The sequence below is a fragment of the Paenibacillus residui genome, assembly GCF_042677205.1.
GTDB lineage: Bacteria > Bacillota > Bacilli > Paenibacillales > NBRC-103111 > Paenibacillus_L > Paenibacillus_L residui.
This window is the reverse complement of sequence record NZ_JBHTIU010000037.1, coordinates 32,404-47,478: the sequence shown is the minus strand read 5'-3', so window position 1 is coordinate 47,478 and position 15,075 is coordinate 32,404. Positions and strand designations below refer to the sequence as shown.

13 protein-coding genes are annotated in these 15,075 nt (G+C 53.4%); 12 read left to right on the top strand and 1 reads right to left on the bottom strand.

Annotated features, from left to right (window positions below; translation table 11 throughout):
* Nucleotides 1–133 precede the first annotated feature (133 nt).
* The 10 genes from ACFQ03_RS12010 to ACFQ03_RS11965 all read left to right on the top strand — a co-directional run bounded on the left by ACFQ03_RS12010 (nucleotide 134) and on the right by ACFQ03_RS11965 (nucleotide 11,438).
* Nucleotides 134–385 carry a hypothetical protein gene (locus ACFQ03_RS12010; protein ID WP_379288331.1) on the top strand — a complete coding sequence of 84 codons (252 nt, stop codon included), beginning with the start codon at nucleotides 134–136 and terminating at the stop codon, nucleotides 383–385.
* A 518-nt stretch (nucleotides 386–903) separates the two neighbouring features.
* Nucleotides 904–1,893, top strand: coding sequence for an AAA family ATPase (locus tag ACFQ03_RS12005; RefSeq protein ID WP_150960015.1), 990 nt, complete (start codon nucleotides 904–906; stop codon nucleotides 1,891–1,893).
* A gap of 54 nt (nucleotides 1,894–1,947) precedes the next feature.
* Nucleotides 1,948–2,880: a DUF58 domain-containing protein gene (locus tag ACFQ03_RS12000; RefSeq protein WP_150960014.1), complete on the top strand. Its 933-nt coding sequence runs from the start codon at nucleotides 1,948–1,950 to the stop codon at nucleotides 2,878–2,880.
* Between the two features lie 120 nt (nucleotides 2,881–3,000).
* On the top strand, nucleotides 3,001–4,944 hold the full coding sequence (locus tag ACFQ03_RS11995; protein WP_379288328.1) for a vWA domain-containing protein: 1,944 nt from the start codon (nucleotides 3,001–3,003) through the stop codon (nucleotides 4,942–4,944).
* Nucleotides 4,928–7,864: a VWA domain-containing protein gene (locus ACFQ03_RS11990; RefSeq protein WP_379288326.1), complete on the top strand. Its 2,937-nt coding sequence runs from the start codon at nucleotides 4,928–4,930 to the stop codon at nucleotides 7,862–7,864. Before ACFQ03_RS11995 ends, ACFQ03_RS11990 begins: the two co-directional genes overlap by 17 nt.
* A gap of 146 nt (nucleotides 7,865–8,010) precedes the next feature.
* A complete protein-coding gene (locus ACFQ03_RS11985) occupies nucleotides 8,011–8,493 on the top strand; it encodes a hypothetical protein (RefSeq protein ID WP_144935779.1) in 483 nt (160 codons plus the stop codon).
* A 189-nt stretch (nucleotides 8,494–8,682) separates the two neighbouring features.
* The gene (gene typA / locus ACFQ03_RS11980; RefSeq protein ID WP_379288324.1) at nucleotides 8,683–10,521 is read left to right on the top strand and encodes a translational GTPase TypA; all 1,839 of its coding nucleotides are present in this window, start codon (nucleotides 8,683–8,685) and stop codon (nucleotides 10,519–10,521) included.
* Nucleotides 10,522–10,545: 24 nt separating this feature from the next.
* Entirely contained in the window at nucleotides 10,546–10,824 is a 279-nt protein-coding gene (locus ACFQ03_RS11975; RefSeq protein ID WP_144935917.1) for a YlaH-like family protein, read from the top strand.
* Nucleotides 10,825–10,912: 88 nt separating this feature from the next.
* A complete protein-coding gene (locus ACFQ03_RS11970) occupies nucleotides 10,913–11,218 on the top strand; it encodes a hypothetical protein (protein ID WP_379288322.1) in 306 nt (101 codons plus the stop codon).
* Nucleotides 11,219–11,294: 76 nt separating this feature from the next.
* Nucleotides 11,295–11,438: a hypothetical protein gene (locus tag ACFQ03_RS11965; protein WP_186328316.1), complete on the top strand. Its 144-nt coding sequence runs from the start codon at nucleotides 11,295–11,297 to the stop codon at nucleotides 11,436–11,438.
* 107 nt (nucleotides 11,439–11,545) lie between these two features.
* Here ACFQ03_RS11965 and ACFQ03_RS11960 read toward each other — a convergent pair whose 3' ends face one another.
* Entirely contained in the window at nucleotides 11,546–12,076 is a 531-nt protein-coding gene (locus ACFQ03_RS11960; protein ID WP_379288320.1) for a YhcN/YlaJ family sporulation lipoprotein, read from the bottom strand.
* Between the two features lie 105 nt (nucleotides 12,077–12,181).
* Here ACFQ03_RS11960 and ACFQ03_RS11955 point away from each other — a divergent pair, with 105 nt between their 5' ends.
* Entirely contained in the window at nucleotides 12,182–13,513 is a 1,332-nt protein-coding gene (locus ACFQ03_RS11955; protein WP_144935791.1) for a PhoH family protein, read from the top strand.
* 233 nt (nucleotides 13,514–13,746) lie between these two features.
* Nucleotides 13,747–15,054 (top strand): sugar ABC transporter substrate-binding protein, encoded by a 1,308-nt coding sequence (locus ACFQ03_RS11950; protein ID WP_186328317.1) that lies wholly within the window; start codon nucleotides 13,747–13,749, stop codon nucleotides 15,052–15,054.
* The last annotated feature ends 21 nt before the right edge of the window (nucleotides 15,055–15,075 follow it).

Below are 15,075 nucleotides of genomic sequence, written 5' to 3'. Positions count from 1 at the left end.
CCAGGGCAGCGGCGGCCAGGGTGGAGGCGGCCAAGGTAGCGGTGGCCAGGGCAGCGGCGGCCAGGGCGGAGGTGGCCAAGGCGGAGGCGGCCAAGGCGGCCTTGCCGGGGGAACCGGCAGCGGTTCGCGCAGTATGATCTCTACCCCGCGTACTCCTGATGGCGGAGGAACGCCCACCTCGGACCAGGGACCGCTGAACGGCCGCGGCGGGGAGATCGAGAAAGGCGGCCAGGCCCCGGTGTTGGACGGAGCGTCCCGCCCTTACGAGGAAGTGTATTCGGAGTATGCGGCTGAGGCAACGCAATCATTGAACCGCTCCCAGCTTCCGCAAAGCATGCAGAACCTGGTGCGGGATTATTTTACGGAAATTCAACCTAACCGCTAACAACAAATTCAATGATGCTCAGACACACGTATATTTGTATGACTGCCAATGAACTTAGCTATTCCAGCGGAAGAATGATGCGTCCTAACCGGAGTGCGTTGATGTTTAATTGGAATATTTGGGGCTGTTGGAAAAATCGTTTGACGGAACTGGTCTGTTCATCTGTACGATATTTCATACAAAGCAGGATCTTCGCTGCACGTACACAGCTGTTTGTACGATTATTCATACAAAAATCGAAATCTTCGCGGCATACGCATGTCTGACTGAATGATTTTTCGTACAAATCGCACTCGTTCGCATCCATGTATCGCGCATTTGTATCATTATCGAGTTACGTAGGCGATTTCTCAACAGCCTGAATATTTACTGCCGAGTGTAGAAGAAACAACTTTTCCTAACATCTCCAATCCCCAAATAGTCCCTTCCTTCCGTGAACTACATTAAATCAAAAAGCGGTCCCCAGCCGCTGGTCAAGCCCAGGGGGAATTCATAATACGAGCAGAGGAGGACCTGTCATGATTGAAACGAAGCAGCAGCTGGAACAATGGATGGAAACGATCAACGCCATACGTGAGCAGGTGGCTGGCGTCATCGTCGGCCAACGGGATGTGGTCGAGCAAATGCTGTGGTGTATTTTTGCCGGAGGGCATGCGCTAGTGGAGGGGATTCCCGGCTTGGGGAAGACGATGCTCGTTCGTACGATCGCCGACGCGATCGACCTGTCCTTTTCCCGTATTCAGTTTACACCGGATTTGATGCCGGCGGACATTACAGGAACGAATATCATTCAATTCGGGTTAAAAGGTGAAACGTCCTATCAATTCCAGAAGGGCCCGGTCTTCGGCAATTTGGTGCTCGCCGACGAAATTAACAGGGCCACTCCCAAAACACAAAGCGCCCTCCTGGAGGCGATGCAGGAGAAGACCGTCACGGTCGGCTCCGAAACCTACCCGCTTCCCCGCCCCTTCTTCGTTCTTGCTACACAAAACCCGCTGGAAAACGAAGGCACCTACCCGCTTCCGGAAGCCCAGTTGGACCGTTTTATGCTGAAGATCCAGGTATCCTACCCCTCCAGAGAAGAGCTTAAGGAAATTGTCGCGAGAACCACATCGGCGGCGGAGCTGCGGGCTCATAAAGTAGCCGACGGCCCGAGAGTGACCGAGATCCAGAATGGCGTCAAGGAGCTGTTGGTGGCTGACGATGTGCTCGATTATGCGGTCCGCCTCATTATGCTGACCCACCCGCAGGAGGCGGAGGCTCCCGATGCCGTCAAAAAATACGTCAGATTCGGCTCGGGTCCGCGGGGAATCCAGTCTATTATTTCAGTGTCAAAGGTCAGGGCATTGTTTGCCGGCCGGCTGCATGTTTCCCGCAACGACATTGTTCAAGTGGCCATTCCGGCTCTTCGCCATCGGCTGTTTTTGAATTTTGAAGGCCAGGCGATGGGCAAGACGACCGATGAAATTCTGGAGGCCGTTATAGAGGAAGCGGAGCGGGGACAATGAGCGAAGGATTGATCGTGTCGTTACTCGGGACGGACAGGAAGCGGAGGGAAGAACATGAATGAGGCCGGGGCAGGGAACAGTGAAGGCACGAAGAACACAGCGGCCGGTTTGGTTCCCCAGGAGGTGCTTCTTCGGCTGGAGCGTTCCTCCTTATGGGCTAAAGATCGCATACGCGGGACGATGCAGGGCAAACGCCGTTCCAAGCAGATGGGCAGTTCGCTCGATTTTGCCGATTACCGGCTGTATACTCCCGGAGACGATATCCGGCAATTGGACTGGAATGCCTACGGGAGGACAGGCAAGCCTTTCATTAAGCTGTATATGGATGAACAGGAGCTGCAGGTCAGCTTGTATGTGGACGGCTCGGCCTCGATGAAATTCGGCGCTTCCTCCAGAGGAGTCAATAAGTATCTATTTGCGCGTCAACTGGCTGCCTGTATCGGATACACGGCTTTGTGCGGCTACGACCGGGTCGGAATCGGTGTATTCAGCGACCGCTTGTACGCCCGGCTGCCGATGATGCGCGGCAAAGCATCCGCTCAGCGAATATTTGATTTTCTGGCACGGACCGAATCCCGGGAAGCGGGGGATATTGCCGCTGCCTTAAGCCATCCTTCGTCGCTGCCTGTCCGGCCCGGAATGAGCTGGGTCTTCTCCGATTTCCTGTATGAATCCGGAGTGGAGCAGGCGCTTTCCTCTCTGCTGGCCGCCGGTCAGGAGATCGCTGTCGTTCAGGTATTATCGCCGGAGGAGGTAGACCCGGAGCTGTTCGGGGATCTTCGGCTGATCGACGTGGAGTCGGGAAGCGGCAAGGAAGTGGCCATATCCGGTAAAATTATTAAGGAATATAAAGCCGCGGTCCATCAATATACGGAAGCGCTGCGCAAATATTGCTTTGAACGGGGCATTGCCTACCAGCTTGCAATAACGGATTCGCCGCTGTCTGTAACGATTACGGAGTTCAGGCGCAGCGGTTTATTGAAATAATTTGTTCGCGGACAGGGGCTGCCCTTCTGCAAATCGCTGCAGGATCAGGCTCCCTTGGTTTTGATCTGCAGATGAGGAACGGTCCGTTGTAAATCGTATTGAAGCTCGAGGTGAGCCCTTATGTTCTTTGAATCGTTGGCCGGCTTGTGGTTTGCGTTGTCTTTGCCGGCCATCATCGTCATGTATTTGTTCAAAAGAAAATATATCGATACTCCTGTGTCCAGCCATCTGCTATGGAGCCGCGTCCTCAAGGATATCGAAGCGAATCGGCCGTGGCAAAAGCTGAGAAACCGACTGCTGATGCTCATCCAGCTATTGGCGGCGGCGCTTCTTGTGCTTGCATTGATGAAACCGTTCGTCTGGTCGGAACAGGAGGCCCGCGATCATGTCGTCCTCGTTGTCGACAACTCGGCCAGCATGCAGTCGCTCATCCGGAAGCCTTCGCAGGAAGGGGGTCCATATACCCGCTTGCAAGAGGCGAAGGACCGGATAAGGGAATGGGCGAAGCAAGAGGCTCGGGGAAGCCGGTTTACCGTCATTTCCGTTGGCGGCGTTCCTGAAGTGCGGCTTTCCTCGGACGACTCTTTCGCTGCTCTCGATCAAGCCCTTGCCGGAATTGACCCGTTCTATGGCACAGCCGCTTACGAAGAGGCGCTCTCGCTGGCTGCCGCCTTGACCCGTGAGGATCCCGAAGCGGAAATTCGCCTGGTAACCGACGGACAGTGGCCGGAATCGGCTGCGGCCGTTCGTCTGGACGTTCCGTGGACGGTGGATCAGCCAACCCGGTTGGATACGGACAATATTCAGGTTGTGCAATTCGGGGTCCGGGAGGACGGTACGGGGCAACGGACCGTTACTGCGGTGGCCACGGTTAAAAATTGGGGCGCACAGGAAGCCGTATTCGACGTATCCCTGTATGCCGCCGACAGGCTCGCGGAGACGAAGCAACTGCAGCTTGCCGCAGGGGAACAAAGAACCGTCTATTTCCAAGGGCTTCCCTCGGCGGATTACTATCGGTTGGATGCCGAAGCGGATGATGTGCTGCAAGAAGACAACACCGCTTACGCCTTCCTCTCCGGCGGCCGGCATTTAACCGCGGTTCTGGCCGGCGAAGGGAACCTGTTTTTGGAAAAGGCGCTTTCGCTGGCCGGTGTGGATTTGCTCAAGGTGCAGCGGAGCGGAGCGACGTTCGCCATTCCGGAGAGCCCGTTCGACTTCGTAGTCGTTGATGCGGTCGAGAACTCCGCTATTGCGGGGGCGGAATGGCAGGAACTGCTGGCCGACAAGCCGGTCTGGTATGTTCGTACCGGCCTGGAAGGAGCGGAAACCGCGGTCGGGGTTAACGATTATTCCGTGGCCGATCATCCGGTAACTCAATACATCTCTCTTCTCGATACGCATATTGCTTCCGCTCTGGCCGGGGAGCCGCCGGTATGGGCCAAGCCCATTATCACGGCCGGCCAGCTTCCTCTCGTCTATGCCGGGGAGGAGAATGGGCAGGAACGGCTGCTGTTTGCCTTCGACCTGCATGACTCCGATCTGCCGCTGCGTTCGGAATTTCCGATTCTGGTTCAGAATGCGGTAGAGTGGCTGGGCAAATCGCGGACGTCCAGCCTTGGTCTCGCCGCCGCTTCGGAGACGAGGGAGATTCCGGTCTCCCTGAAGGCGGCTCGCGCCCAATGGATAGCCGCGGACGGCGGGCAGGGATGGGACGCAGATATAGTGGATGGCCGGGTCTCCAGCCTGCAGACGGTTCCTCCTGTTCCGGGGCTGTACCGCTTCGTGGAATGGGATGAGAACGGAACGGAGCTGCAATCGAGATGGCTGGCGTCAGTGATGGATTCGCGCGAATCCAATCTGGCGATGCAGCCCGGGCTAACCTTCGGTTCCGGCAGCCAAGAGGAGGCCGGTCCGAAGGAGAGCGGGGCGGATGCCGGTGAATCTCCGGCTGTCCGGCAGGCGGAAGGAAAAGCACCGGTACCAGTCACCTCATGGCTGATCGTTCTGGTTATAATAGTTGTTTTATTGGAATGGGGGGTGTATCAGCGTGGGAATTCAGTTTAGCACCCCTTGGCTGCTGCTGCTCCTGCTTCCGGCCGTGTACTTGTTATACCGTTTCGGACGGGGAACCGTTCGGTTGAGCGGGAACAGGAAGCGACTTGCCATTGCCCTGAGAAGCGCCGTATTGCTGCTGCTCATCCTCGCTTTGGCCGGGATGCAGATCTATTCTGTTCTGGAGCGTAAAGCGGTCGTCTTCGTCCACGACCGTTCGGACAGCATGCCGGAATCCGCGGCTCCACTGCTCGACTGGATGAAACTGGCGGCTGATGCCAAAGGCACGGAGGATGCGGTAGGGGTTGTCGCCGCCGGGCTGGAACCTGCTGTGGAGCGCAAGCCCGATTCGCGGAATCTGGAGGGCTTCCAGTGGACAAGCCAGATTAATCGGCAATTCAGCAATCTGGAAGCGGGCTTGCGAGCGGCAGGCGGATTGCTGTCCGATGAGTATACATCGAGAATCGTTCTCGTCAGCGACGGGGAGGAGAACGCCGGCGATCTCCTGCGGCAAGCAAGGCTGCTTGGCGACAAAAACGTGCCGGTTGACGTCCTGTATGTTCCCAGGGAGAACGGACTGGATGTAGCGGTAGAGAGCATCAAAGTTCCGGAAAAGCTGTATCAGGCCGAGCAGTATACGCTGGAGGTCGTTCTGTCCAGTACGGAGGCCGTACAAGGTGAATTGCGCATCTATGAGGACAACCGGGAAATTTCGATCCAGCAGGTATCGCTGGAGCGGGGAGAGAACCGGTTCGCCCTGCAGAGTCTGGCCAAGGAACCCGGCTTTCACCGTTACCGGGCGGAAATCTATGTTCCCGGGGATACCCAAGCAGCGAACAATTCGGGGGCTGCCTTCAGCAGGGTGACGGGACCGCCGAAGGTGCTGATCGTTGAAGGCGAGCCCGGAACCTCCCAGAACTTGGCCTCGGTATTGGATTCGGGCCTTATCCCCTACGACATCCTCCCGCCGGAGATGCTATCCCGGGAGTTGGCCGGATACACTTCCTATGAGAGTATTCTGTTAAATAATGTTCCTGCCACCCGAATGTCCGAGCTTCAGATGAGCATGATAGAACAGGCGGTTCGTGACTACGGCGTAGGGCTGATCATGTTTGGCGGGGAGAACAGCTTCGGCTTGGGCGGTTATTTTCATACTCCGATCGAGAAAGCCCTGCCGGTATATATGGATTTGCAAGGGAAGCGGGAGATCCCTTCCCTGGGACTTATTCTGGTGATTGATAAATCCGGCAGCATGTCCGGCGATAAAATAACATTGGCCCAGGAAGCGGCCACCCGAACGGTCGAGCTGCTTCGGGAGAAGGATACGCTCGGCATTCTGGCGTTCGATTCGAGCAACTGGTGGGTCTCCGAGCCGGATAAACTGACGGATAAAGAGAAGGTCATCGGGGAAATCAATTCGATCCCGGCCGATGGCGGAACGGAGATTTATCCTGCGTTGGAAGAGGCCTATGCCAAGCTTAAGCAGGTGGAAGCCCAGCGTAAGCATATCATCCTGCTTACCGACGGGCAATCGGCTACGAGTCAAAGCTACGAGCAGCTCACCGCCGGGATGACGGAAGACAATATTACATTATCCACCGTAGCGATCGGCGACGGGGCGGATACCCAGTTGTTAGAGCGGCTGGCCAACCTGGCCAAGGGAAGATACTACTTTACCAATGACCAGAGCACCGTCCCCGCAATATTCAGCCGCGAAGCGGTCATGGTTTCCCGCACGTATATTGTAGACCAACCCTTCGCACCGATCGTCGGGCAAGCGGCGGACTGGAGCAGTCTGTTCCGCAATGGAGTTCCGATGGTTCAGGCCTACATTGCCGCTACTCCCAAGGAGACGGCGGAAGTGGCCCTCATGAGTCCGGAACCCGATCCGCTGCTTGCCAGATGGCAGTATGGCTCCGGCAGGACGGTTGCCTGGACGAGCGATGTGACGGGCCGTTGGGCGAAGGATTGGATAGCCTGGGAAGGCTTCCCGGAAGCAATGAGTCAAATCATTAAATGGACGTTTCCGCAGTTTAACTCCTCTCCGCTCGAGATATCCACACAATTGAGAGGCAGTCAGCTTGCGTTGGATGTGAAAAGCCTCATGCCGGATTTTCAAGGAGAGCTTAAAGCGACGATAACTGACGAGGCTCTTGAGGCGCAGGAGGTGTCCCTTCATCCGGTTATACCGGGCCAATATACCGGGCAATTTCCGGTGACCCGGCCGGGGGCGTACTTGACTAAAATTGATGTCCTTCAATCGAAGGACGGAGAAGAAGATTCCGAAGTGATCGGAAGCATAACATCGGGCTTCGTCATTCCTTATTCGCCGGAGTACCGGATAACCGCTGGGGACGGCGAACAGAAGCTGCGCCGCCTGGCCGAGCTGACCGGAGGAAGAGTGCTCTCCGTGGATCGCCCGGAGGAGGTATTTGCCGTAGAGGCGGCAAGCAAGAAGCAGTATCGCGATTTGACCTGGCCGTTACTGGCGGCGGCGCTGCTGCTGTGGCTTGCGGATATCGCCGTACGCCGTCTGTCGATTCCGTGGAGTCGTTTGGTTGGTTCCCTGGTGTTCTGGAGAGGAAGCGGCACAGGAAACACAGATCCGTCCGAATCGTCGGAAGGATCGGAGCTATTCCGCCGATTGCAGCAATCGAAGAATAAGGGCGCCGACTCCGGGAAGGAAAGGGCGGACGGCGCTGCAGCTTCCGGAGGAATGATTCGCTCCGCATTAGCTGAAGAGAAGCCGGTACCGGAGCAGCGATCGACCCCGGGGAACACTTTCGGGCATGGAACGAAGGACTCCGGAGAACCCCCGGGTCTTGCGGATTCCGGGAGGGATTCTGCGGCAGCCCGTAAGGAAGAAGCCAAGCACTCGAAGGATGACACCATGAACCGGCTGCTTGCCGCCAAAAAACGCAGAAAATTATAAATGAGTCAGAAAAAAGAATAAAGTCGGAGAAAAAGGCGGTTTCTGGAAAAATATCGCGAGTATTGGCGTGATGACTGGAAATTTTACTCTATTTCCGCTACACTGTTTGTAAGACTTGTCGCATTCTGTCAAGCGGGAGGAAGGCCATGCAAAGAAACAATTTTTCCATCGGTGTATTGTTAATAGGAATTGCCGTTGTTCTGATTTTGGGCAAACTGGGCGTTTTCAGCTTCCTGGGTTACATCTTCTGGCCGTTGATCGTACTTGCGGTCGGCCTCGGGCTGCACTTTCTGTTCTTCAGCAAAGTTTTGCCTTCCGGGGTGCTGGTTCCCGGCGGAATGCTGGTCACCTATTCGGTATTGTTTTTCCTGTGTAATTTGTTCGGCTGGCACTGGATGAAATATTTATGGCCATTCTTTATTTTCGGTGTCGCCGTCGGACTGTACGAGCTGTATCTGTTTGACCGCAACAGTCCGAGGCAGCTGTGGTTGGTTTCCATTGTGCTGGCAGTTATATCGGCTGTGTTCTTTGCGTTAATGTTTATCTTTACCGGGGGTATCTATGTTGTAGCGGCTATTTTGCTTGCAGCGGGATTGTTCATGGTGCTGCGCAGACCCAAGACCTGGTAACCGTTACCGGCATACAGCTCAGCCTTGATTTTTGCAGGGCATAAGCGTATAATAGGTATGATAATGAGGCGTCGGCGCTTAAAGGTCCGACGCTTCTTTCGTGGACGGGACGAACAACGGATTCATCCGGAACAAGCTCGGTGAATTTTTGCTTTCGTTACTCTATTCGTCAGAGAGGACAGACATTTTATGCACGCAAGAGATAAAATTAAGAACATAGCGATTATTGCACACGTAGACCACGGCAAAACAACATTAGTGGACCAATTGCTGAGGCAGTCCGGCACGTTCCGCGAGAACGAAGCGCTGCAGGAACGCGCTATGGATTCCAATGATCTGGAGCGGGAGCGGGGCATTACTATTCTTGCTAAGAATACATCCATCCATTACAAAGATTATCTAATTAATATTGTTGACACTCCGGGCCACGCCGATTTCGGCGGAGAGGTAGAGCGGATCATGAAGATGGTAGACGGAGTGCTTCTGGTTGTCGATTCGTTCGAGGGCTGTATGCCGCAGACCAAATTCGTACTTCGCAAAGCATTGGAGCATCAGCTTCAGCCGATTGTTGTCGTCAACAAAATCGATCGTCCGAACGCACGGCCGACCGAGGTGATCGACGAGGTTCTGGAGCTGTTCATTGAGCTGGAAGCGAATGACGAACAACTGGATTTCCCCGTTGTCTATGCTTCCGGGCTGCAGGGCAAATCGAGCCTGGACCCCGATGTTCAAGGCGACACGATGGAAGCTCTTTACGAAGCTATCGTCCGGCATATCCCATCGCCTACAGAAAGCGTAGAGAAGCCTCTTCAGTTCCAGGTTACATTGATGGACTATAATGAATATCTGGGCCGTATCGCCATCGGCCGCGTGAACCGGGGACAGATCCGGCAAGGCCAGCCGGTGGCGGTTATAACCCGCGAAGGCGGAACCAAGCACGCAAGGGTGGAGAAGCTGTTCGGGTTCCAGGGATTGAAGCGGATTGAAGTCCCGGAAGCGGGAGCCGGGGATATTGTAGCCATTGCCGGGATTAAAGATATCAACATCGGCGAGACGATCGCAGACCCGGCCAACCCGGAGGCGCTGCCCGTTCTGAAAATAGACGAGCCTACCTTGCAGATGACTTTCCTGGTCAACAACAGCCCGTTTGCCGGAAGAGAAGGGAAATGGGTCACCTCCCGTAAGCTTCGCGAACGACTGGACAAGGAACTGGAGACGGATGTCAGCCTGCGGGTGGAAGAAACCGACAGCCCGGATGCGTTCATCGTTTCCGGAAGGGGAGAGCTGCACCTGGGCATTCTGATCGAAAATATGCGCCGGGAAGGATTCGAGATGCAGGTATCCAAGCCCGAAGTCATTATTAAAACGATCGACGGCCAGAAGATGGAGCCGATTGAGCGGCTCATTATCGATATCCCCGAGGAAAGCATGGGGGCGGTCATGGAAAGTCTCGGCACGCGCAAAGCAGAAATGGTGAATATGACAAATAACGGCGGGCAGGTCCGGTTGGAATTTCTTATTCCGGCACGCGGTCTGATCGGATACCGTACCCATTTTCTTACACTGACCCGCGGATATGGGATTATGAATCACGCCTTTGACAGCTATGGCCCCTACCAAGGAAGCGGGGTCGGCGGAAGACATCAGGGCGTTCTCGTGTCCAGCGAAACCGGTGTAGCGACCTTGTATGGGATTCTATCTATTGAGGACCGTGGAACTCTCTTCCTTGAACCCGGAGCGGAGGTCTACGAAGGAATGATCGTAGGTGAGCATAACCGGGATAATGACATTATAGTCAACATCTGTAAGGAAAAGCAGTTGACCAACGTTCGTTCCGCAACGAAGGAAGATACGGTCAAAATGAAAACGCCGCGGTTATACAGTCTGGAACAGGCTCTGGAGTATTTGAACGATGATGAATATTGCGAAATCACTCCTAAATCGATCCGGCTGCGCAAGAAAATACTAAACAAAAGTGAGAGGGAGCGGGCAGAAAAGCATCGCAAATTGTCCGAAGCCAACAGTTAAGGAGGTCGATCGGCCGTGGGAGGGCTGAACGAATGGTTTTTTAACCATCCGTGGATAACTTATTTCATTATTTATGTTGCTCTTGCCTATGTTTATAATAAAGTGTTCAAGGTGCAGAAGAGGCTTCCGATTCTGAAGGAGATTCTCATTTATATTATTTTGGCCATCGGTTCGTTCATTCTCCTGCTGTTTCAGCTCGATCTGCAGCTCCCGATCATTCCCAGCCTCGCTGTCGCGGTCGGACTCATGTTTATCGTCCGAATCCGCTACTGGATAACGGATCGGCAGAAGAAACAGGAATAAGGCAGGATTAAGCTTTCCGCCGGTTGAAGAAAGCAAGCTTGCGGCAGTGCCTAGGCAACATTTATCTGATTCGAAAGGGCTGACGTTAATGAATTTGCGGGATGCGCTTTTCAATTGGCTGCAGATCAAAATTGTATCGGACGCCCGTCCTGAAGACGGTGCGGCTAGGAACAGTCTGGAGTTTTTCGAGAAGATCTTAACGGAAGACCATCATTTGACCCGGGTTGAAATGTCGTTGCTGAATGACCATACTTATCGGATACAATATACCGTTAACGGAGTGCAAGAGGAGCAGTTGGCGGAACGGGAAATGGCCGAGCAGCTGCTGGAAGATATTCAATCCAACCCTCAGTATGGCCGGCCCGAGACGTCCCGGCGCTGCGATTCTCCATAGTTGTCAGGTAGTACTTCTTCGTATGCATATGCTATAATAAGAATATGACATTATCGGAGGTAGGGAGGGCGAGTATATGGCTGATGCCATAACCGCTTTGCCGGAGACACAGTATGAGCAGTTTCGGAAGGACAAATTCGTGCTGCCCGAAAATTATGTTCCAAGAGCTGCAGATAAATCGAACGGACAAGATGCAGAAAGCCTAGCTGTGAGTATATAGCTAGGCTTTCTTGCATTTATACTGCCTCGGGTAGTGGAGCCGCTTGAAAAGGGTTGTATAAATCTCCTCATTCCTCCATATATTGCTTTACTAAATAATTTGAGTCGCTACTGTTGATTTTTCTGTTGAGGAGGAGGACTATCGGCCGGAGTTATATCTTGCGGCACCTGCGGCATAATTCTCCCGATAATATCGCCAAGCTCTTCAGCGAAACCGGCCATCGGGCGGCCTTTCTGGATATCTTCGCGCATTTCCCGGATTCGTTGTCCCATATCGAGATCTGCCGTAACCAGTGCATTCACACCGTACTTATCCTTTCTCAACGCTTCGGCGGCCGAATATTTGATGGAGTCGACACGCGCGCGGTCCAGATCTGGCTTAACGTTAATTCCGACGATCGCCGTATTTCCCATAACGACGCATGTGGCATCCTCGACTTGTGGAATAGATTTAACGATGGTTTCCAGATGAGTAGCTATCGCATCATTGTTCATTGGCTGTTGGTCCGGGTTCGTTTGTTGGCTTTGAACCTGGTTGCCGGATGGTGCTCCTCCTCCCGAAGACGCCCCCGTTTGGCCGGCAGTCTGACAGCCCGACAGCATAACGATAACTAATGCAATAACCAAAAGCATTCTCATGACATGATCGTCCTTTCTTCTAAAATCAAGCTACCGATAGTTTGTCCTTACAGTTTTTTTCTTATGTATTCCGCTCGATTAACCGATAACGTGGAGGGATTCCTTATGAAAAAAATTTATGTACTGGACACCAATGTGCTGTTACAGGATCCTAACGCCGTATTTGCCTTCCAGGATAATGAAGTGATCATTCCCGCAACCGTGTTGGAAGAAATTGACTCTAAGAAGAGGCTTGCGGATGAGATCGGTCGGAATGCCCGCTACGTATCCCGTTTGCTCGATGGATTCCGAAGCCAGGGCAGACTTCACGATGGGGTCACATTGGAGAACGGTGGAAGCTTGAAGGTAGAATTGAACCATCGAAGCTTCCTCAAGATGCAGGATGTCTTTGGAGAAATGACGAACGATAACCGGATTCTCGCCGTGGCCATGAATTATTGGACGGAAGAGCAAAGCAAGCCCAATCCCAGACCGGTTATCCTTGTCAGCAAAGATTCGCTTGTCCGAATCAAGGCGGATGTTCTCGGGTTAATGGCGGAAGATTATTTATCGGATCGGGTAGTCAGCTTATCGGAAATGTATACCGGATGGGTCACCCTGAAGGTTCACCCGTCTATAATCGATGAGTTTTATTCTTTCAGAAAGTTAAATTTAAGCAGTTTGCCGGCATCCTTGACTCTGCTTCCTAATGAATTTGTTATCCTCAAGGATGAGATGGGCACGGCGAAATCGGCCCTTCTGAAGGTGAGTGCGGACGGCAGAAGGCTGGAGTCGCTGCATTTGAGCAATGACCCGGTATGGGGAATTACGGCCCGCAATGCCCAGCAGAGAATGGCTCTGGAATTGCTGCTGAATGACGATATCCCGCTAGTTACATTAACCGGTAGAGCGGGGACGGGGAAGACTCTTCTGACTTTGGCGGCGGGACTGCTTAAAACAGAAGACGAGAACCAATATAAGAAGCTGTTAATTGCCAGACCGGTCGTCCCGATGGGGAAAGACATCGGTTATTTGCCGGGAGAGAAGGAAGAGAAGCTCCGTCCGTGGATGCAGCCGATCTACGATAATCTGGAATACCTGTTCGATACGAAGAAAACGGGAGACATTGATAAAATACTGGCCGGGATGGGCAGCATTCAAGTAGAAGCTCTGACGTATATCCGCGGCCGTTCCATTCCGGGACAATTCATCATTATCGATGAAGCGCAAAATTTATCACGCCATGAAGTGAAGACTATTGTCTCCCGCGTCGGGGAGGGCAGCAAAATCGTACTGCTGGGTGATCCGGAGCAAATCGATCATCCGTATCTCGATTCTTCCAGCAACGGGCTCACTTATGTTGTCGAAAGGTTTAAACAGGAGGCTATAAGCGGACATATTACTTTGCAAAGAGGGGAAAGATCGCGGTTGGCGCAGCTGGCGGCCGATCTGTTATAGGCGGCTGTCGCGGCTTTTCAACTTGGCGTTATAGCATAGGGCCGGATCTTAAGGAAAGCTCCTTAGGTCCGGTTCCTTTTTCTATTCCCCCAAAAATAGGAGGAATCGCGACGTTTTTTTTGCTATGATAGAAAAATAAAGAAATACAACACTGGAATGGATTCTCCGCAATGGGTATGGAGGCACCCGCGCTGCTAGCCTCGTATGAAACAGGAGTAAGGAGAGTTTTGGATGTGACTAGGAAAAAGAGCTTGATCGTACTGTTTATTATTCTTGGATTATCAATACTGCTTATTTCGAGAGTTATGGGCCCGGGCGGAAGTCCCAAGGCCGGATCGGTCTCGGGCAAAGACCTGTTTGCCAAAAATGCGGACGGGCTCTCCGACAGCGAGGAACAGATTATACATTTCGCCGTTTCTCTGAAACCGGAAGAGTATGCAGCATTGGAAAAATGGGTGGGCGACTATTCGGCACACGGAGTGAAGGTGGAATTGACCAACCTGCCCCTGGAGGAAGCTTACGACGTATTGAAGCAGGCCTCCCAATTGGGAGAAGCACCGGACATCATGCTTCTGAATAACGCTTGGGTCAACGAGTTTGCTGCTCTAGGTTATCTGAAGCCTGTTGACGAGCTGTTGGACAGCGACCCGCAAGCCCAGAGATTGTCCGCCGTCATGAATCAGGTGAAGTGGAACGGCTATATCTGGGGAATTCCGAAGGATGTAGATCCTTATATTCTTGCCTGGAACAAGCAGAAGGCTGAAGAAATACAAGCGGAAGAACCGCCCCAAACTGCGGAGGAACTGTTGCAATGGAACTCCCAATTTATGAATCCCGACGAGAAAAAATACGGGGTTTATTATCATCCGGGAGATCCCTATGCGCTTCTTTCGTTGCTGTCCGCTCTCGGGGTACCGTCCATAGACGGAGTCAACCCGCTGGCCAAGCTGGACGATCCGGAGACATTGAAGGCGCTGGAAACCTTCTTTAACCCCCGGAATGCAAGCTGGGATGCGAATCTGCTGCAGATGAATTTCCCGCTCCCGTCCAAAGATTGGGATCCGTGGAAGCAGTTGACCGAAGGGAATCTTGCGGCCATGATTACAACGGTATCGGATTTCAAGCGGAATGAGAATGATCAAATAGCTTTAAGCGCTTTGCCGATGGTGGCGGAGGGAGAGAGACAGACGGGAACATGGCTGAAGGGAAGAAGCTACGCCGTTTCATCCCGGCCCGGGAACGAGGCTGCCGTTAATGATTTGCTGAGGGAGCTGACTTCTCTCAACACGGAAATGAAGCTGTGGGGGGAAGCTAAGGTGCTCCCGGCTCATGTAGCGGCTTATTCCACTCCGGAATTAAGGAATGATCCGTCATACCGCTCCTATACCTGGTTGCTGGAGCAGGGTAATCTGCTGCCGGTACAAATCGACTCCGCCAAGCGGCTCAATGCCCTGGCTGCCGAAATGGGAATGATGTACCGGGGAGAGCAGCCCTTGAGCGAGTTCGCGGCCAAGGCGGCAGCCCTGTGGAAGGACGAGTAACCGCTCTGGGAATAGGCCGTT